This is a genomic window from Limnobacter sp. (assembly GCF_043511195.1).
In the GTDB taxonomy this organism is placed as follows: Bacteria; Pseudomonadota; Gammaproteobacteria; order Burkholderiales; family Burkholderiaceae_B; genus Limnobacter.
Genome location: NZ_CP121330.1, coordinates 2,536,033 through 2,561,556 on the forward strand (window position 1 = coordinate 2,536,033; position 25,524 = coordinate 2,561,556).

Sequence of the window (25,524 nt, forward strand, 5' to 3'; positions counted from 1 at the left end):
ATTCAACTTGCAACCTGGAATGTGAATTCGCTGAAGGTGCGTTTGCCGCACCTCTTGCAGTGGCTTGAAAGCAACCCGGTTGACTTGCTGGGCCTTCAAGAGTTGAAACTGACTGACGAGAACTTTCCAGTGGCCGAGCTTCAAGCCGCTGGATACGGTGCCGTATTTGCAGGTCAAAAAACCTACAACGGCGTGGCCATTCTGTACAAAAAAGCCACCATGCCTGAGCCTGCAGATGTGCAGGTGAACTTGCCCAGCTTTCCGGATGAACAAAAGCGGGTCATTGCAGCCACATTCGGTGAATTGCGCTTTATCAGCGCCTATGTGGTCAATGGCTCAGAAGTGGGCTCGGACAAGTTCGAGTACAAAAAAACCTGGCTGGATGCCTTGCTGAAAGACTGCAAAGGCTGGCTTGCTCAATATCCAAAGCTGGCCTTGGTGGGCGATTACAACATTGCCCCCGACGACCGCGATGTGCACGACCCCAAGGCTTGGGCCGGGCAAGTGTTGTGCTCAGACGATGAACGCAGTCGCTTCAATACGCTTCTGGGTATGGGTTTGGTCGACAGTTTTCGCCTGTTTGAGCAACCAGAAAAAACCTTCTCGTGGTGGGATTACCGCATGCTGGGTTTTCAGAAAAACAAAGGCTTGAGAATTGACCATGTTTTACTTTCCAAGCCACTTGCCGAGAATTGCACAGCCAGCGTGATTGACCGTGCCCCCCGCAAATGGGAAAAGCCTTCCGACCACGCCCCCGCAATTGCAACCTTGAATATTTGATTGACAAGCCCCCCCCTTCCAAAAGGGGGAATGCTTGAACCCAACAACTGTACTTTAGACACTGATAGCAGGCGATTTACCCCTCTAATTAGGCAATTAGTCTGGGGTAAGCGATGCGATGATCGAGGCTGTTCATCACCCTCCTAATCGCTCCGAATCATGAACCTAAAGACTCTGCCCCTTTCCAAACAGATCAGCTTTACCAGCGCCGCCTTGGTGGCCTTGATTGTATTGAGTCTGGTCGGCATTACTGCTGCTTACACTTTCAATGCCGCCACTGCGCGCACCGAGCGTGCCGTTTCAACTCAGGCTGAAGGTTTGCGACAAACAATGGAAATTGCCTACAAGCTGTCAGAAGGCTCTGTGACGCAACTTGCTGAATTGTTTGAGGTTGAGTTCAAAGGTGAGTTACTGGTTGATCCAGAACAGCCAATTTCAATTACCCCTGAAATTGACGGCCCCATGGTTACCCTGGATTCTACTTTCATCACCGGCAACTACGGTGTGGTCGATAACTTTACAAAAATGACCGGTGGCATTGCCACGGTGTTTGTTCGCACGGGCGACGACTACCTGCGAATTTCCACGAGTTTGAAGAAAGAAAATGGCGACCGTGCCGTGGGTACCAAGCTGGATCGCAGCCACCCAAGCTACGCCAAGGTGATTAAAGGCGAAACCTATGTGGGTGAAGCCCTGCTGTTCGGCAAGCGATACATGTCCAAGTACCTGCCGAGTAAAAGCACCAACGGTCAACATGATTTGGTGCTGTACATTGGTTTTGACATGACCAATCTGTTTGCCGACGTTCAGAATGCCGTGTTAAGCACGCGCGTTGGCGAAACTGGCATTCCTTACGTGCTGTACACCACAGGTGCCAATGCAGGCAAAGTAATGATTCACTCGCAATTCAAAGGCGATGAATTCAAGGAATTGGCAGCCAAGGAATCTGATTTGCAGGGTTTGCTCGACAAGATGAGCAAGGAAGACAAAGGTATTACCCAAGTCAGCTGGAACGATCCGAAATCAGGTGAAAGCCGCACAGAGTTTGTTGCATTCACCAAGGTTCCCCAGTGGGGCGGTGCAGCCATTGTTGCACCAGCGCTTACCTCTGAAATGTTTAGCACCATTTACGCCATGTCGTCGATGATGGTTGTGATGGGCCTGATCGCCTCTGCAATAATTGCTTTGGCCCTGTTTTGGGTAACCAACCGCTTGACTGCTTCTACCAAAGTACTGACTGCCTTGGCCTTGAAGTTGGGCAATGGCGATATGACCGCACGTGCTGCCGACGATGTGACCAATGGCAGCGTGTCCACGAAAAACGAAATCAGCCTGCTGGCTCGCAGCATGAATCGCATGGCTGAAAGCATGGAACAGGCGCTGGGCGCGGTAAAACGCAGCACAGATCAAGTTCAGTTTGCTTCTGAAGATCTGGTTCAAACCAGCGAAGAATTGAGCAAGGGTGCCGCATCGGGCAGCGATGCCGCCTCGGGTATGGCTGCTGCAGTTGAAGAAATGTCTTCTTCCATCTCCAGCGTGGGTGAGTCTGCAACCGAAGCCAAAGACGTGAGCAACAAGGCTCGCCAGTTGGCTGATGATGGCCTGGGTGCGATCAATTCAGCCACCCAGCAAATGCACAAGATTTCCGAGAACGTTCAGGGAACTGCCAGTGTGATTCAACAACTGGGTGAACAGTCTCGCGAGATTTCTGAAATTGCGCTGATTATCAAGGGCATTGCAGAGCAAACCAACCTGCTGGCCTTGAATGCCGCCATTGAAGCCGCACGTGCCGGCGAACAAGGTCGAGGTTTCTCTGTTGTGGCCGATGAGGTGCGCAAGCTTGCTGAACGCACTCGCAAATCTACCGACGATATTCACGGCATGATTGAAGCCATTCAAAACAGCTCAGGCGTGGCCGTGAACAACATGGACATGGCTGTAGAAAGCGTGAAAAAAGGCGTGGAACTTGTGGACCGTGCAGGCCAGGCGATGAATCAAATTACGGCAGACTCTTCTGCGGTAGCGCATTCAGTTGAAAATATTCACGCTGCCTTGCTGGAGCAAAACCAGGCCTCGGAAAGCATTGGCCAGCAAGTGGAAGTGGTAGCCCAGTTGTCCGAAGGCAACCTGGACATGGCACGCCGCGCGGCCAATGCTGTTTCAGGCCTGAAGGGTGTGGCCACCGATCTGTCCAATATTCTGAAAAAGTTTCAGGTTAAAAACATGTAATCTCACACCACCCGGTGTAACAAAAAAGCCTCTGCATGCAGAGGCTTTTTTGTTGGTGGGGCTGAACCAATCAATCGATGTCTTTTACATCAATGTTCAGATCCTGAATTTTACGGGTAATGGTGTTGCGCCCTATTCCCAAACGCTGAGCGGCTTCAATTCGTTTGCCGTGTGTTGCCTTCAAAGCAGCTTGAATCATGATGGTTTCAAACTGGGCAGTTAAGGCATCCATCACATCAGGTTGGCCGCTTTCCAATGCCTTTTCAGCCTCGACGAACAGCAATTCAAGCCAACTGACACTGCCAACCGGCACAGGTGAATTCGAAAAGGAATCCACCACGCCAGAATCAACAGGATACTTGCCAGCAGACATGCCCAAGTTCAGCGGCAACGCCTGCGCATCTGTTGCAGGCAAGACAGGACTGCCTTCGGCACGCCAAAAACTGGGGCTTGTAGAGGAGTTCTCCGCCATTTTATCCGGCGCTTTAGCACCTTCGTTCTGGAAGGCATTGAGCTCAGGAGGCAAATCACGCGCCTCGACCAATTGGGCAGGTGCCATTACAGTGATCCAGCGGCACACGTTTTCCAGTTGGCGCACATTGCCCGGAAACGGGAATTCACCGATGATTCGAATGGCTGAATCGGACAGGCGTTTGGTTTCAGTACCCAGTTCACGTGCCGACACATTGAGAAAGTGTTTAGCGAGAATGGGAATGTCTTCCTGCCGCTCGCGCAGCGGAGGCAATCGGAGACGAATCACATTCAAACGGTGATATAAATCCTCGCGGAACATGCCAAGCTTCACACGTTCATCCAGATTCTGGTGTGTGGCTGCAATCACCCGCACATTGGCTTTGATCGGTTGCTGGCCGCCCACACGGTAAAAATGTCCGTCAGACAACACCCGTAGCAAACGGGTTTGCAGTTCAGCGGGCATGTCGCCAATTTCATCCAGAAACAGCGTACCGCCCTCGGCCTGCTCAAACCTGCCCTGCCGTTGAGCCTGCGCACCCGTGAAGGAACCACGCTCGTGACCAAACAATTCCGATTCAAGCAAGTCTTTGGGAATGGCTGCCGTATTCAAGGCAATAAACGGCTTAGCTGCGCGCGGGCTGTGGCGGTGCAATGCACGGGCCACCAATTCCTTGCCTGCGCCGCTCTCGCCCGTAATCAATACGGTGACATTGGACTGCGACAAACGGCCGATGGCGCGAAAAACGTCTTGCATGGCGGGCGCCTGACCCAATATTTCAGGGGCTGCCGTATCAGCTTCTTCAACAAACTCTTCAGTTTGCGATTCGCGCACTGCGCGCAGAATCAATTCAACCGCTTTTTCTATGTCGAATGGCTTGGGAAGGTATTCAAATGCGCCGCCCTGAAAGGCAGACACCGCACTGTCCAAATCAGAATAAGCCGTCATGATGATGACCGGCAAATCAGGCTGAAGCTCGCGAACCTTGGACAGTAGCGTAAGCCCGCTTTGCCCTGGCATGCGAATATCTGAGACCAATACCTGTGGTACTTCAGTTTCCAGTCGTTCTAAAACCTCGGCTGCGGACGAAAAAATTTCGCAAGGAATCCCTTCGCGGGAAATTGCTTTTTGCAACACCCATCGAATGGAGTGGTCATCATCAACAACCCAAATTGGACGCATTAATTGTGGTTCCTTCAAACCGCTCAGCTGGTAGCGTGATCAAACTGAAGCGGCAATGTGACTTTAAAAAGTGTTCTTCCCGGTGTGGAGCTGCATTCAATAATGCCTTCGTGTTGTTGCACGAATGTTTGAGCCAACGTTAAGCCCAAACCACTGCCGCCCTCACGCCCGGAAACCAGCGGGAAAAAAATTCTTTCCATGATTTCGGCAGGTATACCGGGTCCGTTGTCGATCACTTGCAAGTCTAATGCCAGCCTGTGTTGTTTGCGGTTTAAGGTTACCCTACGCACCACTCTGGTGCATAGAGTTATTTGTGCGGTGCTTTCTGCGATTTGAGGTGCCAAAGCTTGTGCAGCATTGCGCACTATATTCAGGATTGCCTGAATAAGCTGCTCCAGGTCGCCCAAAAACTCGGGGATGGAAATGTCGTAGTCACGAACGAATTTCAAACCTTTTGGATGCTCAGCCAAAATCACAGAACGGACACGCTCGCACACCTCGTGAATATTCATCATCGAGACAATGTGAGGTTTGCGGTGCGGGGCCAGCAGACGATCAACCAGGGTTTGCAGGCGATCTGATTCCTTGATCACCACCTGCGTGTACTCTTTTAGCTCGGGTGAAGGCAGCTCAATTTCAAGCAACTGCGCAGCGCCGCGAATACCTCCCAAAGGATTCTTGATTTCATGGGCCAGGTTGCGAATCAGCTCTTTGTTCGCAAGCGACTGGTCCATCATTCTGGCTTCGCGATCTACTTTGAGCTGCTGTTCAATTTCACGCAGCTCGATAACGGTGACGCCGTTGGCACCATCGGGACATGAAAGAGTCACGTGCACATGCTCTGAGGTACCGCTTGGACGAATCAGTTCAAACACCTGCCGCTTGACACCAAAGGGATCTATCAGGGATTTGTTGAGAAACTCCCGAAACGCATTGGCCTCGACGAACCACGCGGCCAGTGACTGCCCATCCAGGCTTCGCCGTGACACTTCAAGCAAAGTTTCGGCAGACAGATTGGCGTACAACACCACGCCTTCCGGGTTACTTACCACCACCGCAGTGGCCAACAATTCAAGGCCTTGAAACCGTTCTTTTTTCACTTCGTCCTCGGGTGACCCGGCGGCATTCAAAACAGCTATTTTGAAAGACGGATCAATTCTGTTTTAAGAATTTCAATATTGTCATTGGTCACCATGATTTCCTGCTCAAGTCGTGAAACACGGTCCAAATATTTTTGGTAATTTTTCTCACTGCCCAAGCGATCAGGCTGGCCGTTTTTGTATTCGTCTTGCAAAGACTTCAACTTGCTTTCTTCAATGCGCAACTCTTCTTGCATAATTTTCATTCGATCGTCTTTCGCATTGAAATCAGAGGCTGAACGGTTGTCGTAAGCAGCCGTGGCTCGCCTTCCAGAACCACCGGTGGAGGAGGGCCCGGACATTCCGTTGCTTTTTGAGGCTGAACGGGGAGAAGGCACCACAGTAATCGGATTCAGGTTCAAAGGCACACAGCCGGCACCACCATCCGAGTTTTGATAGGTTCGAACACCGTCTGCGCCTGTACACACAAACATTTCGGTGCCTTTGGCTTGCGCCTTGGGTACAACAAAAACCCCCAGCACCAAGGCAAAAAATAAATGTTGGATGACGCTCGACTTCACCATGGTTGCATCTCTAAAAAATTCCGGACGACTTTCATGATACTCGATCCCCTTCGGAAGCCCCTCCCCATTGAAGGCGAGTGCTGATACCAGACGGGGGAAGACCTTTACAAACTGTTCAAAACAAAAATGGCCCTTTGCAGGGCCATTTTCACATCGGACTAATGCGTACAGTCTGAATTACAGGCCGTAGTACATGTCGTATTCAGCTGGGTGTGGGCTCATGCGCAAGCGCTGAACTTCTTCCATTTTCAAGGCAATGTATGAATCAATCATTTCCTTGCTGAACACGCCACCACGAGTCAGGAACTCGTGGTCAGCCTGCAGGGCTTCCAATGCCTGTTCCAGGCTGGAACACACGGTTGGTACCAATGCGTCTTCTTCTGGAGGCAAGTCATACAGGTTTTTGGTTGAGGCTTCACCGGGGTGAATCTTGTTCTGAATGCCGTCCAGACCAGCCATCAACAAGGCAGAAAACGCCAGGTATGGGTTGGCCATTGGATCCGGGAAGCGCGCTTCAATGCGGCGACCCTTGGGGTTGGACACGTGTGGAATGCGGATAGAAGCAGAACGGTTCTTGGCAGAGTAAGCCAGTTTTACCGGCGCTTCGTAATGAGGCACCAAACGCTTGTACGAGTTTGTAGATGGGTTGGTGAACGCGTTCAGGGCACGGGCGTGCTTGATGATACCGCCGATGAAGTACAGGGCGAAATCAGACAAACCTGCGTAACCGTTACCAGCAAACAGGTTCACGCCGTCTTTCCAGATCGACTGGTGAACGTGCATACCGGAACCGTTGTCGCCCCACATTGGCTTGGGCATGAATGTGGCTGTTTTGCCATAGCTGGCGGCCACGTTCCATACGGTGTACTTCAAAATTTGAGTCCAGTCAGCGCGCTTGGTCAGCGTGGAGAACATGGTGCCGATTTCGTTCTGGCCTGCGCCAGCCACTTCGTGGTGGTGCACTTCAACGGGTACGCCTTGCTGTTCCAGCAACAGACACATTTCCGAACGAATGTCCTGGAAAGAATCGGTTGGGGACACAGGGAAATAACCGCCCTTTACTGTTGGGCGATGACCCAGGTTACCGTGCTCGTAATCGATGCTGGTAGACCATGCAGCTTCTTCTGATTTGATCTTGAAGAAACAGCCAGACATTTCATCACCCCAGGTGATGCTGTCGAAAATAAAGAATTCGGGTTCTGGACCGAAGTAGGCCGTGTCGCCCAGGCCAGAGGACTTCAGATAAGCTTCAGCACGGCGCGCGATGGAGCGTGGGTCGCGGTCGTAACCCTTGCCATCGGTTGGCTCGATTACATCGCAAGTCAAAATCAGTGTGGGCTCTTCGCGGAACGGGTCCATGCGAGCAGTGTCAGCATCGGGCACCAATAGCATGTCAGAGGCTTCAATGCCTTTCCAGCCAGCGATGGAAGAGCCATCGAATGCATGGCCAGACTCGAACTTGTCTTCGTCAAACATCTTAACTGGCACAGACACGTGCTGTTCTTTGCCTTTGGTGTCGGTGAAGCGGAAGTCAATAAACTTCACTTCGTTTTCCGCAACCATCTTCATTACATCTTGGGCGGTCGCCATTGAAAATCTCCTGGTACGTGAGGTGGATAGTGATCTAAAAAAATTCTGGGTTGAACTCTTTGATTTAAGCGAAACAATAGCACGTTCGATACAGCTATATATGACGCTCAGCACGAATTCAATCTTCAACGTGGAGGGGTAAAGCAAAGTTCATACCAAGTCGCAGGCAACACCAAATCAAGGCTTCACGCAGGTCACTTTGAATCCATCCAATCTGATTTGCACCATTACAGTGCAAAACGCACCACAACGGTGCAAATTAGTATTTTGTCTAATCGATCGCATGCTTGTATTACAATACACTCATTGATAATGCCATTTGCGAACAACATCTTGATGCCACCATCCACCTCACAACAATTGATTGACCTGGCCAAACAGTACGCGTCTGAAAAGGGGCTGGGCTATTTGGGCGCGCTCACCCCCCAAGAAGCCTGGGCGTTACTCAATACCGATGAAAATGCCGTGCTGATTGATGTGCGAACAGACGCAGAACTGGATTGGGTTGGGCAAGTGAGTTTTTCAGAGGACCGCTCATTTCACGTGGAGTGGAACAATTATCCCGACGGAATACGCAACCCAGACTTTATTGCTCAAATTGAAGCGCGGGTTGAAAAGCATCAACCGGTACTTTTTATTTGCAGAAGCGGTGCTCGCTCACACCATGCCGCCACATTGGCTGCCAAGCATGGTTTTGAATTTGCAATCAATGTTCTGGAAGGATTTGAGGGTGACAAGAACGACTTTCACCAGCGTTCGAGTACAAATGGATGGCGTTTTCATGGGCTGCCCTGGGAGCAACATTAACGCCGCAATATGGGCATTATTGCCCGAAAAGGCCAAACAACCTGCCAGCCACAAAAAACGCTGCCAAACAGCCCATCACATGCACTGCGGCATGCCCCAAGGCCAGTACAGGCTTGTCGAGCAACAAATTAGCGCCTTCGGCTGTGAAAGCAGAGAAAGTGGTCAACCCACCCAATACCCCAGTCATGAGAAACAAACCCACAGGGTTGGCTTTTAGCCACACGGGTCCCAAAACCGAGAACAAAATACCGGCGACAAAGCCGCCCGCCAGGTTGGCCGCCAAGGTCCCGATTTGAAAAGGTAACCAGGCGGGTTGGATCAATACCAACCCCAGGCCATAACGCCCTACTCCACCCAAGCCTGCGCCCACAAACACTGCCAAGGCGTTCAGCGCACTCACTGAGCCTGCTCCCAACGTGTTTTGGCGGAATCGTCGCTGTCGCGTGCGGACACCCAACGCGCACCGTCAGGCGTGTCTTCCTTTTTCCAGAAGGGCGCTTCTGTTTTCAGGTAATCCATGATGAACTCACAGGCCAAAAAAGCCTGCTGCCGGTGTTCGCTGGTGGCTGCGGCAAACACGATCTGATCCTCAGGATACAGTGGCCCTACTCGGTGAATAATCATGGCTGATGTAATTTCGAACCGTGCATCAGCCACCTTCAAAATGTTTTCAAGTGCCTTTTCCGTCATGCCCGGGTAATGCTCAAGGGTCATTGCCTGAACTTTGCTGTTGTCGTTGATGTCGCGCACGGTGCCAATAAAGCTTGCCACTGCACCAATTTCGGGCAAACCTTGCCGAAGCCAGCGAATTTCCTCGGCCACATCAAAATCTGCCTCTTGAACCAAGACCTTGGAGCGCTTCATTTCAACCCCCTGTAACCGGCGGGAAAAAGGCGACCTCTGCGTGCTCAGCCACGGGGGTTTCATCATCGGCCATGTCCTGGTTTACAGCAGCACGCACACGCCCCACTTCTGAAATGGCCCTGGCGAAATCTGGATACTCGGCACACAAATAGGCACGCAAACCTGCCACGGTTGCAGGTGAAAATATCGCGTTGATCTCCAGACCGTCGCGCCCAACATATTCTTTCAGGCTCGCAAAAAACCGCACTTTTACTTTCATTTCATCAAATCCTGATACGACACGTAATCAACCCAGCCGCCCGGCTCAACTTGCTGCCCTTTTGCCAATCTGATCAAACCGCTGGAGCTGGCCAGCGAAGTCAACACGCCCGAGCTTTGATTCGCAAACAAACCCGCTTTGTCAGATTGTACATCGACCCGCAAAAACTCTTCACGGCGAGAATCGGGCTTGCTCCAGGCAAAATCCGCTTTTACTTTTCGCATGCGCGAACGCCAGTCCACCTCATTTCGGGCTTGGCCTTCCAGCAGGCCCAGAAAGGGTTTCACAATCAACTGAAAAGCGACTGCGCTCGAGACTGGATTACCAGGCAACCCGAAAAACCAGCTTTGCCCACCACCTGGTCGATTGATGTGACCAAATGCAATGGGCTTGCCGGGCTTCATCGCCACTTTCCATGAACGCAGCTGCCCCACTTTTTCAATGGCGGGTTTCACATGATCTTCTTCGCCAACCGACACCCCACCCGAGCTGATCACCGCATCGCAATCGGCCAAAGACTGTAGCGCAGTGCAGGTGGCCTCAAAATTATCAGGAACAATGCCCACCGAGCGCACTTCCATATTCATCGACTCAAGAAGACCACACCACACATACTCGTTGGAGTTGTAAATTTGACCGGGCTGTAAAACTTCTCCGGGGCTTTGAAGCTCGCTGCCAGTGACCATGACACCCACTTTCAGGCGCTTGGTGACCGTCACAGCGGGCACGCCAATCGAGGCCAGTAAACCCACATGAATTGCATCCAGGCGGGTGCCTTTGGACAACACCACCTGCCCGCTCGCAATGTCTTCGCCCGCGCGGCGTATCCATTGCCCTGGCTTTGACAAGGCGTTGAACGTGACGCTGGCGTCGTCATTGACCACAGCGTCTTCCTGCATGATCACGGAATCTGCGCCCGGAGGAATTGGTGCGCCGGTGAATATTCGGGCCACCGTTCCTGGCTGCAAATGTTGCGGTGAAGAACCGGCAGGCACACGTTGAGACACCCTGAACGGTTGACCCGGCTGTAAATCGGCACATCGAACTGCGTACCCATCCATGCCACTGTTGTCGTGCTGCGGTACGTTTAACGTGGACACAACGTCTTCGGCCAATACACGGCTCAAGGCATTCTTCAATTCCACAGATTCAGTACGCATTGCTTGCTGGGCGGCAATCGGCCACACCTGCTCAAGCAAATCATTCAAATCAATCATTCAAAAACCGTTTCAGAATAAATTTCGCAATTGAAGCGGGGTCATTCAAGGGGAGCACCGGCAAGCCGCGGCATTCAATTTCAGTGTCGCAAGCCACAGCCACAATGTTTTGATCCTGAGGATACAACACTGGCTTGCCGTTGGCCTCCCGCCAAATTTCAATTTTTGGAATATCTGCCCTTTTGAAACCTTCAACAATCACCAAGTCACAAGGAGACAGCTTTTCAAGTTGCTCTTCCAGGGTGGGCTCGGTTTCATTGCGCAACTCGTGCATTAACACCCAACGCTTGTTGGCTGTAATCAGTACTTCATAGGCGCCCGCCTCGCGGTGCCGATACGAGTCCTTGCCCGGTCGGTCAATGTCAAAATCGTGATGGGCATGTTTAATCACAGACACCCGAACGCCCTCGCCAATCAAAATGGGCAAGAGCTGTTCAATCAATGTGGTTTTACCCACGCCGGAAAAACCGGCAAAGCCAAACACCTTGGGCACTTCAGTTTCCTTCTGACAGTTGCTTCTCGATCAGCAAAAGCTGCTGACCTGTTTCCTTCAAAATATCCGCGGATGGACGCGCCTTGCAACGCAATACGATTTCGAAACACGCACCGAATTGTGGTTCACCTTCAGGCACCACCGGGCTGGCGACCAACAAATCGCCACCATAACGTTGCACCAACATCCGCGATACTGGCAAACCCAAACCGGTTCCCCGACCAGCCTGTTTGCTGGTGTAAAACATTTTGAAAATGAGTTGCAGGCGATCAGGGGGAATCGCTTCACCGTTGTTTTGTACCAGAATTTGCACTGCTTGCTGACCATCGCTCAAACGAACATCGGCAGTTTTTATGCAAATGGTGGGCCCTTCATTCAAAGCGGCAAACTGCGCATCAAAGGCCCCCTCCAATGCATGGGTTGCATTGATCAACAAATTCACCATGACCTGCTGCAATTCGGTTTTGCTGATTTGCACCGTTTGCTGCGCAGAAAAATCAAACTTCAATTGCGCACGCGCCGTGTCAATTTCATTGCGAACGAACAAAATACTGTCCTGAATGATTTCATTGACACTGACTTCTTCGGTGTAAGAAGCATATTCATCTGGTCTGCAAAATTGCAGCAGCTTTTGAACAATATTGCGCATGCGGTGAACTTGCTCATCGAGCAAACGCAATGTTTTTGCGCTTTCAGGATCGTTCAAGGTGATGCGAATCAAATCCAGATGCCCCATCATGATCGCCAAGGGGTTATTGAATTCATGGGCAATACCCGCAGTCAATTGCCCCAAGGCCGCCAATTTCTCGGAGGCCAGCAACTGTTCCACCGCCTGATGAAGTTTTTGATTGGCCGCTTGCAAATCTGCCGTTCGTTGCCGCACACGCTCATCCAATTGCTCATTCAAGCCAAGCAACTCGCTGCGGCGAGCATCCAGTTGATCCAGCAAAGCATCAAAGTGATTGGCTAGGTCCGCAAACTCATCCTCGCGGCGAAGATCACCCACACGGGCTGCTGTATCGCCCTTTTCCTGCAGACTCATAATGTAGTTCATGCGGCGCAGCGGGTAAAAAATACCCGAAGTCAAGCGCACCACCATCATGGCACCCAACACCATGGCAGCGCCCACCGCCAGCAAAAACAAAATCAGCAACTGGGTTTTGATATTGGCGTAAGGTGCTTCCAGAAAGCCGACATAAAACATGCCGATCCGTGCGCCCTCTGGGCTCAACAACGGTGCGTAAGCGGCCACATACCAGTCGTTCACCACAAAGGCGCGTTCCAGCCACACTTCACCGCGCCCCAACACACTTTGCCGAACCACATCGGAAACTCGGGTACCCAAGGCACGCGACTCCCCATCACGACGAACCGTGGTGGCCACACGCACGTCTTCCAGAAAAATAGTCGTGGTGCCGATCGAACCTTCCAGCAAAGTATTGGGCGAGTAAATCAGGTTATTGATCTCATCCACCAAACTCAGGTTGCCGTTCAACAGCAAGCCACCTTCCAGGTAACCCAGCATGTTGCCGTCGTTGAAAAGGGGTTGCAGAACCTGAACGACCAAACCTCGATCTTCGGTACTTTTGGGTGAAGGACTGGCGTTGGATGTGGGAATAATGGCTTGCACGGCACTCGACGCTAGATCGGGAGAAATGTCCTTCAGCTCTTTGTTCGAGAGCAACACAGTGTAACTGCCCGACTCTCGAAACTTCACCGACTTTTGAACCTCGGGGTCGAGCATGTAGGGCAAGCGAGACGGAAACGAATTCACAACCATGCCAGTTGGACTGATCAAACGAAGGTAAGCAAAACCGAGTCGCTCTGCCTGCGTTTGCAGGTCTTTGTTATTCAGCTTGCCACCACGCTGGCTCAACAAATTTCGAAGAAAGGCGCTCTCGGACCAGGCCTTTAACGCTTGCGATTTACTCTCTTGCACATCGGCAAGTTCTTGCTGTGCCAGCACCAGATCGCTGCGTACCTTTGAAATCAGGATTTTGGTGTAGGCAGCTTGCCCAGCCGACCACACCAACATGGCCACAATTGGAATAAGTACCAGCAAAGGGATACAGGCTGTAACAACCAGTTTGGTTTTGACAGTCCAGTGACTGGGCCAGAAATGCCCGCGTGGCGGAAACGGCCGCTGACCTATTCTTGGCTCCACGCCATGCACTTTCGTTCAAGTGTTTTTCGGGACACGCCCAAGCGACGCGCCGCCTCGGATTTATTTCCGCTGCACGCATTCAACACACGAAGAATGTGGGCCTTTTCAACCTGCTCAAGTGATTCATTTTGTGGGTTTTCTTCGGTTTGCTCTCGCTCATCCAGATCAAGATTCAAAGGCAAGTCTTCTTTGGGGAAGTAGCCTAAAATCAATGAACGTTCAATGAAGTTGCGAAGCTCGCGCACATTGCCTGGCCATTCATAGGCCTGCAAGCGGGCCAGCATGTCGGGGCTGATTGTCAATGGATCAATGCGCAGCTTTTTGGCAAACACCTTGATGAAGTAATTGGCCAACAGTTCGATGTCTTCCGGGCGGGTTCTCAGGGGCGGCATTTCAATCGGCATCACCTGCAAGCGGTAGTACAAGTCTTGCCTGAAGCGCCCTCGCTTAACCTCGACATCCAGATTCACGTTCGTGGCAGCAACAATGCGCACATCCACATCCACTTCCTTGGTACTGCCCACGGGCCGGATTCGCCGATCCTCGAGAACACGCAGTAATTTGGTTTGCATGCTGAGCGGCAACTCGCCAATTTCATCGAGAAACAGGGTGCCACCTTGTGCGTAATAGAGCAGACCCTGATGCGATTCATTGGCACCGGTGAAAGCACCTTTGGCATGACCAAACAACTCGCTTTCAATCAGCTCAGGGGAAATGGCACCACAGTTAATTGGCACAAACGGGCGTTCGCTGCGCAGGCTCATGCCATGAAGCGTACGGGCCAACACTTCTTTGCCTGAGCCTGACTCACCTGTGAGCAACACGGTTGAATCTGTGGGGGCCACTTTGGCCACCAGCTTTCGGAGCTGGCGCACAATCGGGCTTTCACCCACCATTACCTGCTCGTTTTGTTGCAGGTTGGAAACTGCCCGTTTCAATACATAATTTTCGCGCTTCAAGCGGTTTTGATCAGCCGCGCGATCCAGCGCATACCAAAGCTGATCAATTCGAAACGGTTTTTGCAGAAAATCCTGAGCCCCTGCCCGCAGTGCACCAATTGCAGTGTCCATGTCGGCATAGCCTGTGATTAAAATCACATCGCCTTCATAACCACCTTGCCGCAACTCATTCAACCAAGACAAGCCACTTTTACCCGGCAGGCTCACATCGAGCACCACAGTGCTGTAGTCATGGCCGTCAAACAGTGCTTGCGCCATTTCAACGGAACCAGCCGTGTCTACCCGGGCAAAACGGGTTTCCAGCGCTTTTTCCAGAAAGTGGCGCATGCCGGGCTCGTCATCCACCGCCAATGCGGCCAAACCCTTTCTGGGCTGGGCGTCAATGCCTTGGCCTGCGGCAACTTGGGGAAGGTCAACAGTGTTGGATTGAGAGGTCAAAACAGTGGCTTCACGAGGTGTTACTTAACTTTGCCATTGTTCATGATTCCGTTTGTACCTGCAAGTTAGGTAAACCCTATTACTTGCAGGCAAACGATTGTTTGAAATACCGAACTGGAACGATTTAAAGCCCAGTGTTGTCGGTAATGAATGCTTTGACCTGTTCTACTGAAACTGGCATTTCAGTTACACGCTGGGGCAACTTCTCGATGCCCTGGAACTGGGCCGGTACAGGTGGTGTTTGGCCTGTAGCTTCTTCAATGGTTTCGGCAAATTTCACCGCCAGCGCTGTTTCCAAAACCACCATGGGTACACCGGGCTCCACCAGGTCTCGAGCCACCTTGACTGCGTCTGCAGTGTGTGTGTCGATCAAAGTACCGGTGCGGGCATACACTTCCTTGATGGTATCCAGACGATTTTGATGGCTGGATGAGCCCGACTGAAACCCGAAGTCTGATTCGATGTGTTTGAAGCGCGAATCATGGGACAGGTCAAAGTGACCGTTTTTCGCCAAACCTTGCCACAAAGCCTTCAATGCCTTGGGGTCTCGGCCCAGCAGGTCGTACACAAAGCGCTCAAAATTCGAAGCTTTGGAAATGTCCATCGACGGGCTGGAGGTAATGTAGGTTTCCGCAGATTTACGCGGGCGATACACACCGGTTTTGAAAAATTCGTCCAGCACGTTGTTTTCATTGGTGGCCACAATTAGTTTGCGAATGGGCAAACCCATTTGGCGCGCAATGTGACCGGCCAACACGTTTCCGAAATTACCGGAAGGCACGGCAAAACTGACCGGATCACCGATTTTTTCAGCCGTACGCAGGTAAGCGTTGAAGTAATAAACCACCTGGGCGGAAATACGCCCCCAGTTGATGGAATTCACCGTGCCGATTTTTTGACGCGCTTTGAAGACCAGGTCTTCGCTGACCGCCTTTACGATGTCTTGGCAATCATCGAACAAGCCATCAACAGCAATGTTGAAAATATTGGGGTCTTGAAGACTGTACATTTGCGCGCGCTGAAACGCGCTCATTTTACCTGCCGGGCTCAGCATGAAAACACGCACGCCTTTCTTGCCACGCATGGCATATTCAGCTGCAGAACCCGTGTCACCACTGGTTGCACCCAAAATATTCAACTCGCGGTTGGTGCGGGCCAATTGGTACTCAAACAAATTGCCCAACAACTGCATGGCCATGTCTTTGAAGGCCAAGGTGGGGCCGTTGGACAGCTCCAACACCTTCATGCCATCAAACAGCTCACGAATCGGCGTAATTTCTTCGGTGCCATACACCGCCTTGGTGTAGGTTTTGGTGGTCAGTGCTTTCAGATCGGCTTCGGGAATGTCGGTGGCATAGGGCTTCAACACCTCAAATGCCAATTCACCATAGCTCAGGTCTTTCCAGCTTTCCAGCACATGCAGGGGCACTTGCGGATAAAACTCGGGTACGGCCAAGCCGCCGTCAGGGGCCAGCCCTTCCAGCAAAATCTCCGAGAAATCTTGGGGGTCCATTCCCCCTCGGCTGCTGAAGTATTTCATTTCAGCTCAAGTCCTCTACGCGAATACGAGTCAATGGGCCATGTACGCTGTCCAAGGCTTCAATTTTGGAAATCGCTTTGTTGACGTCGCCTTCCACACAACGGTGAGTCAACAGCACAATTTCAGCGGTCTCTTTCTCACTTGTGGCTTGGCGCTGAATCATGGCCTCGATTGAAATTTGATTGTCGGCCAACAGGCGCGTCACTTCAGCCAGCACACCCGGGCGATCGTCCACCGCCAAGCGCAGGTAAAAGGCCGTAACCACCTTCTCCATGGGCAATACTTCCAGATTCTGAATGCCCGACTTTTGGAACGCAAGCACAGGCACGCGGCTGGCCAATGGCCCCTGGCTTGCACGTGCAATTTCGATCAGGTCAGCCACCACAGCTGATGCCGTGGGCAAACTGCCCGCACCTGCGCCGTAGTACAAGGTTGGGCCCACGGCGTTGGACTTCACCAGCACCGCATTCATCACGCCTTCTACATTGGCGATCAGGCGCTTGCCCGGTATCAATGTGGGGTGCACCCGCAGCTCAACGCCTTGATCGGTGCGCTTGGCAATGCCCAGCAATTTCACACGATAACCCAGTTGCTCAGCAAACTGAATGTCTTCCTTGGTCAGTTTGGTAATGCCTTCAATGTAGGCTTTTTCGAACTGCACGGGCACACCAAAAGCAAGCGAGCTCAACAGGCTTATTTTGTGGGCGGCGTCCACGCCTTCAATGTCGAATGTGGGGTCTGCTTCGGCATATCCGAAGGCTTGGGCTTGGGCCAATACTTCAGTAAACGGCAAGCCCTTGTCCCGCATTTCTGACAAGATAAAGTTACAAGTGCCGTTAATAATACCGGCCACGTACTCAATTTTGTTGGCAGCCAAACCTTCCTTGATCGACTTGATCACTGGGATACCACCGGCCACCGCGGCTTCAAAAGCCACCATCACGTGTTTGGCCTCCGCTGCTGCAAATATTTCGTCGCCATGCACCGCCAGCAAGGCTTTGTTGGCGGTTACTACGTGTTTGCCTGCATCGATTGCGGCCAACACCAGTTGCTTGGCGATGGTGTAACCACCGATCAGCTCAACCACCACGTCGATGTCATCGCGCTTGACCGCTTCGAATGCATCACCCAATACCTCAACACCGGGGCCAGCCAGTTCACGGGCTTTCTCGGTATTCAGGTCGGCGATGACTTTGATCTGAATGGGAAAACCCACACGGCGTTCAATTTCACTCGCATTGTCTTTCAGCACGTTGAATGTGCCAGAACCGACAGTACCCAAACCCAGCAGGGCCACTCGAAGAGGTTTATTCATTTTTAAATCAGCCAAGGTGTTGTTTTCGATAACTTTCCAGGAAGCGTGCAATTCTACCAACTGCGTCCGTCAAATCATCGGTGTTGGGTAGGAAAACCACCCGGAAATGATCCGGATTGATCCAATTAAAGCCTGTACCCTGCACCACAAGTACCTTTTCAGCCTCTAACAGTTCAAGCACAAAGCGTTGATCGTTCTTGATGGGGTAAATTTTGGGGTCCAGGCGCGGAAACAGATACAACGCTGCCTTGGGCTTCACACAAGTAACGCCAGGAATGGAAGTCATTAAATCGTAGGCCAAATCGCGCTGACGGGTTAAACGCCCACCCGGACCCACCAGGTCGTTGATACTTTGATAGCCGCCCAGCGAGGTTTGAATGGCGTACTGGCCCGGCACGTTGGCACACAGGCGCATGGACGCCATGATGCCCAAACCGTCGATGTAATCGGTGGCATGCCGTTTGTCGCCGGAAATCACCATCCAGCCTGCCCTGTAACCACAGGCGCGGTAGTTTTTGGACAAACCGTTCATGGTGATGAACAACACGTCGTCGGCCAGCGAGGCAATCGAGGTGTGCTCGGCACCGTCGTACAGCATTTTGTCGTAAATTTCGTCCGCAAAAATAATGAGCTGGTGCTCACGGGCAATCTGGATCAGCTCTTGCAACACTTCCTCGGGGTACAAAGCACCCGTCGGGTTGTTGGGGTTGATAATGACCATGGCCTTGGTTTTTTCATTGATCAGGCTGCGAAGGTGTTTGGTGTCGGGGTACCAATCGCTTTGCTCATCGCAAAGGTAGTGGCGCGGCGTACCGCCAGAAATACTGACGGCAGCGGTCCACAGGGGGTAATCCGGCGCAGGTACCAGCACCTCATCACCATTGTTCAATAGCCCCTGCATGCTCATCACGATCAACTCAGACACACCATTGCCAACGATGATGTCGTCGAGTGTTACACCCTTGATTTTCTTTTGCTGGGTGTAATGCATGATGGACTTGCGCGCTGCAAACAGGCCTTTGCTGTCGCTGTAGCCCGAGGCATCGCCCAGATTCATGATCACGTCTTGCCGAACTTCGTCGGGTGCTTCGAACCCAAAAGGAGCCAGATTGCCAATGTTGAGCTTCAGGATTCGGTGCCCTTCCTCTTCCAGCTGCCGCGCTCGCTGCATCACCGGTCCGCGGATGTCATAGCAAACATTGGCCAGCTTGGCAGATTTGAGAATGGGTTTCATGTCGACCTGTGTGTAGATTGTTAAGGTTGTTATTCTTTTGCTCGCGCAAAGTCTTATAATTTAACCGTTTAGGCCCTTGCCTGCTAGGCTTTGGCCCCATCCTGGAGCATCTTTCGAATGAAATTTCAACCTGAATCGCTCGACAATCAATTCGTCGTTCAGCGGTATGACGAGGAAGGTGTCGTGATCAGCGGCAGGCTTCAAACTGAAAGTGTGGTGTTTGGCACCGATTTCGCACCCCGTATCTGGGAGAACACGGGTTCAGGCCCGCTAACGTTGGCACACTGCGAATGGCTTTACAGCCAATGCCCCGACAGCATGGAAGTGCTGCTGATTGGCACAGGTCCCAAACAGGTTTTTCCGGGCATGGACATACGCAAGTTTTTCGCCAACAAACGCTGCCCGGTGGAATACATGGACAGACAGGCCGCATGCCGCACTTACAACATTTTAATTGGTGAAGGCCGGCAAGTAATTGCCGCGATTCTGCTATGACAAGCTACGCTGCAATGCTAGTACTTTCCGGCGTGGTACTGAATGCGCTGGCCCAGTTTCTTCTGAAAATGGCGACCAATAAAGTGGGGGTGATCGAAGTCTCCAGCGCGCTCAGCCTGGGTGCCATGTCTGCTTTGTTCTTGCAGTGGCCCATGATTCTGGGACTATTCTGTTATGGATTTTCGCTGCTCATTTGGCTGATGGCGCTGTCACGGGTCGACGTAACCCTGGCTTACCCCATGCTGGCCATTGGTTATGTGATCAACGCTTTTGCGGCACAGTACTTTTTGAATGAACCCGTGAGCCTGCAGCGCTGGGTGGCCATTGGGGTGATCGTACTCGGTGTGGCGCTTTTGGCGCGTTCCTGACACTTGCGGCAATTTGCTGCCAAAAGCTGTGGTTATACTGAGCCATCAATATGCAATCACAACACCGTGGGGAGCAGTACCGTGTCTCTTGAAGTCAACAGCAAAGTGCCTGATTTTTCAGCAGCTTGCACAGGCGGCGCCGATTTTACCCTGTCAGCTTGTGCTGGCAAAAACCTGGTCATTTATTTCTACCCCAAAGACAGCACACCCGGCTGCACAACCGAAGGCGAGAATTTTCGCGATCTACACCCCGAATTCTTGAAGGCAGACTGCCTCGTGTTTGGTGTTTCTCGCGACTCACTGAAGTCGCATGAAAACTTCAAAGCCAAACTGGACATGCCATTTGAGTTGATTTCTGATCCCGACGAAAAAGTGTGCACAATTTTCGACGTGATGAAAATGAAAAACATGTACGGCAAACAAGTGCGTGGCGTGGAAAGAAGTACCTTTGTAATCAACAAGAAAGGTGTTCTTGTGCAGGAATGGCGCGGCTTGAAGGTGCCAGGCCATGCGCAAGCTGTGCTTGACTTTGTACACACAATTGGGGACTAATATCCTCACGGGCGCGGGATTGACGACCCCGCGCGATTTATGAGCTTCCTACTTCAGATCGTTGACAATGCCTCTGCCCAAAGAACCCAGCAAACCCGCAACCACACTGAACGAAATTCCTCCAATCACGGCGCCCAAACCCAAGAAGCCGGCCAAGAAAATTGACGTTTCCGACAACACCGAGGCAACGGGCAAAGCGCCCCTGACCCTGGCTGCCGACAACACTGTCACGGCCAAAGCCCCGGAAACAAACCGCACACGAAACATTCCAGCCGCTGCCTCTGGGAAAACGCGAAAATCTGCGGGCACTGCGATTACGAAAACCAAGCGACAGGTCACCCACACTGGCAAGAAAATTTTTGTGCTCGACACCAACGTGTTGATGCACGACCCCACATCACTATTCCGGTTTGAAGAACATGATGTGTTCTTGCCATTGATTACGCTTGAAGAACTGGATAACCACAAGAAAGGCATGTCGGAAGTGGCACGTCACGCCCGGCAGGTTAGCCGCGCACTAGATGCTTTGATGGAGAACATCGAGGACATCGAAAAAGGAGTGGCGCTGAACCGATTGGGCAATGTGGATGCCATGGGGCGTTTGCTTGTTCAAACCACAGAATTGGCTGCCGAATTACCCAAAACCTTGCCAGTGGGCAAGGCTGACAATCAAATTTTGGGTGTGGTATTTGCATTGAGTAAACACCACCCAGATCGCGAAGTCGCATTGGTGTCCAAAGACATCAATATGCGAATCAAGGCGCGTGCCCTGGGTTTGCTGGCCGAAGACTACTTCAATGATCAGGTGCTGGAAGACCGTGATTTGCTATATTCCGGCATCATGGAATTGCCATCCGATTTTTGGGAAAAGAACAGCAAAGGCATTGAAAGTTGGCAGCAAGGTGGCAGCACCTTCTACCGCATCAGCGGCCCTGCAGTAAAAGACATGATGGTGAACCAGTTCGTGTATTGCGAAACCGGCATTCCATTGATCGCCCAAGTACTCGAAGTAAGTGGCCGCACCGCAGTACTGAAAACACTGCGCGATTTCAGCCACAACAAGAACAGCGTTTGGGGCATTACCGCACGCAATCGCGAACAAAACTTCGCTTTGAATTTGCTCATGAACCCTGAATGCGATTTCGTGACGCTGCTGGGTCAAGCCGGTACGGGTAAAACATTGTTGGCTCTTGCTGCAGGTTTGTCGCAGGTACTTGAAAGCAAACAGTACTCCGAAATTATCGTGACCCGTGCCACCGTGCCCGTGGGTGAAGACATCGGCTTCTTGCCAGGTACTGAAGAAGAAAAAATGGCTCCCTGGATGGGCGCATTTGAAGACAACCTGGAAGTGCTGAACAAGCCCGACCCAAGCAGTGGTGATTGGGGTCGCTCGGCCACCACCGATTTGATTCGTACCAAAATTCGAATCAAGTCGATGAACTTCATGCGGGGCCGCACGTTTATCAACAAGTTTTTGATTATTGATGAAGCGCAAAACCTGTCACCCAAGCAAATGAAAACCCTGATTACCCGGGCAGGCCCTGGTACGAAGGTGATTTGTTTGGGTAACCTGGCGCAAATTGACACGCCTTATTTGACTGAAGGCTCTTCCGGCCTGACGTATGTGGTGGATCGATTCAAGGGCTGGCCGCATGCGGGGCACATTACGCTACAGCGTGGCGAGCGTTCAAGGCTGGCTGATTTTGCGTCGGATAACCTTTGATTCGTTGATGGGCATGTGAGCAATTGCATGCCCTCATCAAGGCAGCACGAGCAATACCCCGCTTATTCCCCTTCCGGCTGCATCCCTGCGTAATTCTCAAACTTGGTGTACATACCAAGGAAGGTCACCCGCACCGTACCAATCGGTCCGTTACGCTGCTTGCCGATGATAATCTCGGCGGTGCCTTTGTCGGGCGAATCCGGGTTGTAAACCTCGTCACGGTAAATGAACAGAATCACGTCGGCATCTTGCTCAATCGCCCCCGATTCACGCAGGTCGCTCATCACTGGGCGCTTATTTGGTCGCTGTTCCAGCGAACGGTTCAACTGCGAAAGTGCAATTACAGGGCAGTTCAATTCTTTCGCCAAACCTTTCAACGAACGGGAAATTTCAGAAATTTCGGTGGCCCGGTTTTCTCCCGGCGAGGACGCACCCATCAATTGAATGTAGTCAATCACCACCAATCCGAGCTGGCCACATTGGCGCGCCAAGCGGCGGCAACGGGCACGCACTTCCATTGAAGACAAGGCAGGCGTTTCATCAATAAACAGCTGCGCATTCTGCATTTTCTCGACCGCATAAGTCAGGCGCGGCCAGTCTTCATCGGTCAATCGCCCGGTTCTCAAGCGGTGTTGGTCCAAACGCCCCACAGAACCCAGCAAACGCATGGCCAATTGGGTTGCGCCCATTTCCATGGAGAACACAGCCACTGCATGCCCCTCTTCAACGGCCACGTGTTCGCCAATGTTCAGGCTGAATGCTGTCTTGCCCATTGAGGGTCGACCAGCCACGATAATCAAATCACCGGGCTGCAACCCCGAGGTTTTCCCATCCAGATCAACGAAGCCGGTAGAAATACCGGTAATGTCACTGGTGCTGTCGCGGTGGTAAAGCTCGTCAATACGCTCCACCACTTTGCTGAGTACTGGTTGCAAGTCTTGAAAGCCACCTGCACCACGGGCGCCGTCTTCTGCAATTTTAAAAATCTTGCTTTCAGCTTCGTCCAGAATGGTTTTGGTGTCTTTGCCTTGCGGATTCAAGGCCGTGGTGGCAATGTCGTCGCTAATGGTGATCAAGCGCCGCAGCACTGCCCGATCGCGCACAATTTCCGCGTAGCGGCGAATATTGGCCGCAGACGGCGTGTTGGTGGCCAGCGTGTTCAGGTAAGCCAAACCGCCTACGTCTTCGGCCTTGCCCGAGGACTGCAATGATTCATACACGGTGATGACGTCGGCAGGTTTCGAACCGTCGATCAGCTTGGCGATGTGTTCGAAAATAACGCGATGATCGTAGCGGTAGAAGTCATCGGCACGAATAACGTCGCCGATTTTATCCCAAGCCTGGTTATCAAGCAGCAGGCCCCCCACCACCGATTGCTCTGATTCAAGCGAGTGAGGCGGAACACGCAGGCCCGTCATTTCTTGTTCTGTAAATCGATTCTCGGACATAGTTTCGCAATAGAAAAAGGCCACCCTGAGGTGACCTTTTTGTGGGGTTCAGGCAGATCAAAAGTATAACCGAATGTGGTCAATGCCTTTGATCTTATTCGCCGTAAAACCCGCGGGTACTTAAGCTGCTTCGCCAGCCACTACAACTTTCACGTCTACAACCACGTCGGGGTGCAGGGCTACAGTTACTGTGTGCTCGCCAGCAATTTTCAGTGCGCCGTTGGGCATGCGCACCTGGGATTTCTCAACTTTCAAGCCAGTCGCGTTCAAAGCGGCGGCAATGTCGTTGTTGGTTACAGAACCAAACAAACGACCGTCCACGGCAGCTTTTTCGCTCAACTGAACAGTTGCTGCAGTCAACCTTGCACCCAAGGCTTGGGCTGCGGTCAGCTTTTCAGCGGCTGCTTTTTCCAGTTCAGCACGACGTGCCTGAAACTCAGCAATTGCTGACTCAGTGGCGCGCTTGGCTTTGCCATAAGGAATCAAGAAGTTACGTGCGTAGCCGTCTTTTACGCGAACCACGTCACCCAGTTGACCCAAATTGGGCATTTTTTCAAGAAGAATTACTTGCATGGTGTTCTCCCGTACTGCTTAGTGGTTGTCGGTGTAAGGCAGCAAAGCCAGGAAACGTGCGCGCTTGATCGCTGTGTCCAACTGGCGCTGATAATTCGCCTTGGTACCAGTGATACGAGCGGGCATGATCTTGCCGTTTTCGCTGATGAAATCCTTGAGCGTGTCGATGTCTTTGTAATCGATTTGCTCTACCTTGCCCACTGTGAAGCGGCAAAACTTCTTGCGCTTGAACAAAGGGTTCTGTTGTGGACGACGTCCCTTGCGATCATTTTTACGACCAAAAGCCATAATATTCTCCAACTATTTCAAGTCTTCAACATTCGCGCACTGCGCAAACATGGAATCGAAGACTTTTTGATTTGTGCGAACGAAGCGCTATAAATCCGGACCAGTTTTTCAGGCTTCCCACTTCAAGGCCGCTGATTTGGTTGGCTGCCACCCCCAGCGCGACCGCTGAAACTGTGCACTTCACCATTCTTGGCTTGCTGGCTTCAAGCTGTTCACCTTCGTGTTCAAGCTCAAATTCGCAAATGGGCAAACCTGCCGGGGTATATCGCAATATTGATTTTGCAACCAACGTGGCGGTCAAGGTGAACTGGTTAACGCCAGCATTTCCTTCTTCCCCAAACTTGTTTGAATTTTCCGCTGCTTCCTCCTGATTCATTGATTCAGTGTTTTGCGAAGACGAAATTACTCGTCATCACCCTCGTCTGAATCGGAACTGTCGTCGCTTGAAGACGCTGTGGCAGAAGCGGCTTTACGCTCTTGCTCACGCTGAACTTCCTTCATCATTGGAGAAGGAGCTGTTTCAGCTTTTTTCATCTTCACGGTCAAGTGACGCAGTACGGCGTCGTTGAATTTAAACGCAGTTTCCAGTTCTTCCAGAACTTCCTGGCTGCATTCGATGTTCAACAACACATAGTGTGCTTTGGCCAGTTTCTGGATTGGGTAAGCCAATTGGCGGCGACCCCAATCTTCGTGGCGGTGTACTTTACCGCCGTTGGCTTCGATGGTTCCACGATACTTCTCAACCATGGCAGGCACTTGCTCGCTTTGGTCGGGATGCACGATGAAAGCAATTTCATAGTGACGCATTGATTAACTCCTATGGATTTTCCACAATTGGAAAAGCCGCCACACCCCCGTGGTGCAGCAGCAG

At 51.9% G+C, this 25,524-nt stretch carries 26 protein-coding genes; 7 read left to right on the forward strand and 19 right to left on the reverse strand.

Annotation, left to right across the window (positions count from 1 at the left end; all coding sequences use genetic code 11):
- Window positions 1–780: an exodeoxyribonuclease III gene (gene xth / locus P0D43_RS12085; RefSeq protein WP_394673725.1), complete on the forward strand. Its 780-nt coding sequence runs from the start codon at window positions 1–3 to the stop codon at window positions 778–780.
- 159 nt (window positions 781–939) lie between these two features.
- The gene (locus P0D43_RS12090) at window positions 940–3,009 is read left to right on the forward strand and encodes a Cache 3/Cache 2 fusion domain-containing protein (protein WP_394672529.1); all 2,070 of its coding nucleotides are present in this window, start codon (window positions 940–942) and stop codon (window positions 3,007–3,009) included.
- Between the two features lie 70 nt (window positions 3,010–3,079).
- Here the strand turns inward: P0D43_RS12090 and ntrC are convergent, their stop codons facing one another.
- From ntrC to glnA, 4 genes are all read right to left on the reverse strand, one after another.
- Window positions 3,080–4,663 (reverse strand): nitrogen regulation protein NR(I), encoded by a 1,584-nt coding sequence (ntrC, locus tag P0D43_RS12095; protein WP_341237424.1) that lies wholly within the window; start codon window positions 4,661–4,663, stop codon window positions 3,080–3,082.
- Between the two features lie 23 nt (window positions 4,664–4,686).
- Complete coding sequence (glnL, locus tag P0D43_RS12100; protein WP_341237425.1) at window positions 4,687–5,793, reverse strand: nitrogen regulation protein NR(II); 1,107 nt, start codon at window positions 5,791–5,793, stop codon at window positions 4,687–4,689.
- 5 nt (window positions 5,794–5,798) lie between these two features.
- Window positions 5,799–6,326, reverse strand: a complete 528-nt coding sequence (locus P0D43_RS12105) for a DUF4124 domain-containing protein (protein WP_341237426.1) — start codon at window positions 6,324–6,326, stop codon at window positions 5,799–5,801.
- A gap of 177 nt (window positions 6,327–6,503) precedes the next feature.
- Window positions 6,504–7,916: a type I glutamate--ammonia ligase gene (gene glnA / locus P0D43_RS12110; protein WP_394672530.1), complete on the reverse strand. Its 1,413-nt coding sequence runs from the start codon at window positions 7,914–7,916 to the stop codon at window positions 6,504–6,506.
- 336 nt (window positions 7,917–8,252) lie between these two features.
- Here glnA and P0D43_RS12115 point away from each other — a divergent pair, with 336 nt between their 5' ends.
- The gene (locus tag P0D43_RS12115; protein ID WP_159570919.1) at window positions 8,253–8,723 is read left to right on the forward strand and encodes a rhodanese-like domain-containing protein; all 471 of its coding nucleotides are present in this window, start codon (window positions 8,253–8,255) and stop codon (window positions 8,721–8,723) included.
- Between the two features lie 16 nt (window positions 8,724–8,739).
- On the opposite strand, the gene P0D43_RS12120 is transcribed toward P0D43_RS12115, so the two are convergent.
- From P0D43_RS12120 to P0D43_RS12165, 10 genes are all read right to left on the reverse strand, one after another.
- Window positions 8,740–9,123, reverse strand: coding sequence for a fluoride efflux transporter FluC (locus P0D43_RS12120; protein ID WP_394672531.1), 384 nt, complete (start codon window positions 9,121–9,123; stop codon window positions 8,740–8,742).
- A complete protein-coding gene (moaE, locus tag P0D43_RS12125; protein ID WP_159570922.1) occupies window positions 9,120–9,587 on the reverse strand; it encodes a molybdopterin synthase catalytic subunit MoaE in 468 nt (155 codons plus the stop codon). Before moaE ends, P0D43_RS12120 begins: the two co-directional genes overlap by 4 nt.
- 1 nt (window position 9,588) lies before the next feature.
- Window positions 9,589–9,846, reverse strand: coding sequence for a molybdopterin converting factor subunit 1 (moaD, locus tag P0D43_RS12130; protein WP_159570925.1), 258 nt, complete (start codon window positions 9,844–9,846; stop codon window positions 9,589–9,591).
- Entirely contained in the window at window positions 9,843–11,063 is a 1,221-nt protein-coding gene (glp, locus tag P0D43_RS12135; RefSeq protein ID WP_394672532.1) for a gephyrin-like molybdotransferase Glp, read from the reverse strand. Before glp ends, moaD begins: the two co-directional genes overlap by 4 nt.
- Entirely contained in the window at window positions 11,056–11,556 is a 501-nt protein-coding gene (gene mobB, locus P0D43_RS12140; protein ID WP_159570931.1) for a molybdopterin-guanine dinucleotide biosynthesis protein B, read from the reverse strand. Before mobB ends, glp begins: the two co-directional genes overlap by 8 nt.
- A gap of 1 nt (window position 11,557) precedes the next feature.
- Window positions 11,558–13,720, reverse strand: coding sequence for a cache domain-containing protein (locus P0D43_RS12145; protein ID WP_394672533.1), 2,163 nt, complete (start codon window positions 13,718–13,720; stop codon window positions 11,558–11,560).
- The gene (locus P0D43_RS12150) at window positions 13,705–15,117 is read right to left on the reverse strand and encodes a sigma-54-dependent transcriptional regulator (RefSeq protein ID WP_394672534.1); all 1,413 of its coding nucleotides are present in this window, start codon (window positions 15,115–15,117) and stop codon (window positions 13,705–13,707) included. The genes P0D43_RS12145 and P0D43_RS12150 overlap by 16 nt, the downstream gene beginning before the upstream one ends.
- Window positions 15,118–15,241: 124 nt before the next feature.
- Window positions 15,242–16,657 (reverse strand): threonine synthase, encoded by a 1,416-nt coding sequence (gene thrC, locus P0D43_RS12155; protein WP_394672535.1) that lies wholly within the window; start codon window positions 16,655–16,657, stop codon window positions 15,242–15,244.
- 1 nt (window position 16,658) lies between these two features.
- A complete protein-coding gene (locus P0D43_RS12160) occupies window positions 16,659–17,972 on the reverse strand; it encodes a homoserine dehydrogenase (RefSeq protein WP_159570943.1) in 1,314 nt (437 codons plus the stop codon).
- A gap of 7 nt (window positions 17,973–17,979) precedes the next feature.
- A complete protein-coding gene (locus tag P0D43_RS12165) occupies window positions 17,980–19,206 on the reverse strand; it encodes a pyridoxal phosphate-dependent aminotransferase (RefSeq protein WP_159570946.1) in 1,227 nt (408 codons plus the stop codon).
- A 117-nt stretch (window positions 19,207–19,323) separates the two neighbouring features.
- On the opposite strand from P0D43_RS12165, the gene P0D43_RS12170 reads away from it, so the two are divergent.
- The 4 genes from P0D43_RS12170 to P0D43_RS12185 all read left to right on the forward strand — a co-directional run bounded on the left by P0D43_RS12170 (window position 19,324) and on the right by P0D43_RS12185 (window position 22,344).
- Window positions 19,324–19,701 (forward strand): Mth938-like domain-containing protein, encoded by a 378-nt coding sequence (locus P0D43_RS12170; protein WP_394672536.1) that lies wholly within the window; start codon window positions 19,324–19,326, stop codon window positions 19,699–19,701.
- Between the two features lie 14 nt (window positions 19,702–19,715).
- Complete coding sequence (locus tag P0D43_RS12175; RefSeq protein WP_236550878.1) at window positions 19,716–20,069, forward strand: SMR family transporter; 354 nt, start codon at window positions 19,716–19,718, stop codon at window positions 20,067–20,069.
- Window positions 20,070–20,150: 81 nt separating this feature from the next.
- Entirely contained in the window at window positions 20,151–20,621 is a 471-nt protein-coding gene (locus P0D43_RS12180) for a peroxiredoxin (protein ID WP_159570954.1), read from the forward strand.
- A 67-nt stretch (window positions 20,622–20,688) separates the two neighbouring features.
- Window positions 20,689–22,344, forward strand: coding sequence for a PhoH family protein (locus P0D43_RS12185; RefSeq protein ID WP_341237433.1), 1,656 nt, complete (start codon window positions 20,689–20,691; stop codon window positions 22,342–22,344).
- Between the two features lie 62 nt (window positions 22,345–22,406).
- Here P0D43_RS12185 and P0D43_RS12190 read toward each other — a convergent pair whose 3' ends face one another.
- The 5 genes from P0D43_RS12190 to rpsF form a co-directional block, all read right to left on the reverse strand.
- Window positions 22,407–23,792, reverse strand: a complete 1,386-nt coding sequence (locus P0D43_RS12190) for a replicative DNA helicase (RefSeq protein ID WP_159570960.1) — start codon at window positions 23,790–23,792, stop codon at window positions 22,407–22,409.
- 120 nt (window positions 23,793–23,912) lie between these two features.
- The gene (rplI, locus tag P0D43_RS12195; RefSeq protein WP_159570964.1) at window positions 23,913–24,365 is read right to left on the reverse strand and encodes a 50S ribosomal protein L9; all 453 of its coding nucleotides are present in this window, start codon (window positions 24,363–24,365) and stop codon (window positions 23,913–23,915) included.
- 18 nt (window positions 24,366–24,383) lie between these two features.
- Window positions 24,384–24,653 (reverse strand): 30S ribosomal protein S18, encoded by a 270-nt coding sequence (gene rpsR / locus P0D43_RS12200; protein WP_008249877.1) that lies wholly within the window; start codon window positions 24,651–24,653, stop codon window positions 24,384–24,386.
- 25 nt (window positions 24,654–24,678) lie between these two features.
- Window positions 24,679–25,029: a primosomal replication protein N gene (gene priB, locus P0D43_RS12205; protein WP_159570969.1), complete on the reverse strand. Its 351-nt coding sequence runs from the start codon at window positions 25,027–25,029 to the stop codon at window positions 24,679–24,681.
- A 26-nt stretch (window positions 25,030–25,055) separates the two neighbouring features.
- Window positions 25,056–25,460 carry a 30S ribosomal protein S6 gene (gene rpsF / locus P0D43_RS12210; protein ID WP_138518387.1) on the reverse strand — a complete coding sequence of 135 codons (405 nt, stop codon included), beginning with the start codon at window positions 25,458–25,460 and terminating at the stop codon, window positions 25,056–25,058.
- Window positions 25,461–25,524: the final 64 nt, after the last annotated feature.

Coding starts and splice junctions, on each gene's coding strand:
- glp (WP_394672532.1), bottom strand. CDS start 11,063: ATGATTGATTTGAATGATTTGCTTGAGCAGGTGTGGCCGATTGCCGCC.
- P0D43_RS12165 (WP_159570946.1), bottom strand. CDS start 19,206: ATGAAACCCATTCTCAAATCTGCCAAGCTGGCCAATGTTTGCTATGAC.
- moaD (WP_159570925.1), bottom strand. CDS start 9,846: ATGAAAGTAAAAGTGCGGTTTTTTGCGAGCCTGAAAGAATATGTTGGG.
- P0D43_RS12170 (WP_394672536.1), top strand. CDS start 19,324: ATGAAATTTCAACCTGAATCGCTCGACAATCAATTCGTCGTTCAGCGG.
- P0D43_RS12190 (WP_159570960.1), bottom strand. CDS start 23,792: ATGTCCGAGAATCGATTTACAGAACAAGAAATGACGGGCCTGCGTGTT.
- moaE (WP_159570922.1), bottom strand. CDS start 9,587: ATGAAGCGCTCCAAGGTCTTGGTTCAAGAGGCAGATTTTGATGTGGCC.
- rpsR (WP_008249877.1), bottom strand. CDS start 24,653: ATGGCTTTTGGTCGTAAAAATGATCGCAAGGGACGTCGTCCACAACAG.
- P0D43_RS12185 (WP_341237433.1), top strand. CDS start 20,689: ATGCCTCTGCCCAAAGAACCCAGCAAACCCGCAACCACACTGAACGAA.
- priB (WP_159570969.1), bottom strand. CDS start 25,029: ATGAATCAGGAGGAAGCAGCGGAAAATTCAAACAAGTTTGGGGAAGAA.
- P0D43_RS12175 (WP_236550878.1), top strand. CDS start 19,716: ATGCTAGTACTTTCCGGCGTGGTACTGAATGCGCTGGCCCAGTTTCTT.
- glnA (WP_394672530.1), bottom strand. CDS start 7,916: ATGGCGACCGCCCAAGATGTAATGAAGATGGTTGCGGAAAACGAAGTG.
- P0D43_RS12115 (WP_159570919.1), top strand. CDS start 8,253: ATGCCACCATCCACCTCACAACAATTGATTGACCTGGCCAAACAGTAC.
- P0D43_RS12160 (WP_159570943.1), bottom strand. CDS start 17,972: ATGAATAAACCTCTTCGAGTGGCCCTGCTGGGTTTGGGTACTGTCGGT.
- P0D43_RS12105 (WP_341237426.1), bottom strand. CDS start 6,326: ATGGTGAAGTCGAGCGTCATCCAACATTTATTTTTTGCCTTGGTGCTG.
- ntrC (WP_341237424.1), bottom strand. CDS start 4,663: ATGCGTCCAATTTGGGTTGTTGATGATGACCACTCCATTCGATGGGTG.
- rplI (WP_159570964.1), bottom strand. CDS start 24,365: ATGCAAGTAATTCTTCTTGAAAAAATGCCCAATTTGGGTCAACTGGGT.
- P0D43_RS12090 (WP_394672529.1), top strand. CDS start 940: ATGAACCTAAAGACTCTGCCCCTTTCCAAACAGATCAGCTTTACCAGC.
- rpsF (WP_138518387.1), bottom strand. CDS start 25,460: ATGCGTCACTATGAAATTGCTTTCATCGTGCATCCCGACCAAAGCGAG.
- thrC (WP_394672535.1), bottom strand. CDS start 16,657: ATGAAATACTTCAGCAGCCGAGGGGGAATGGACCCCCAAGATTTCTCG.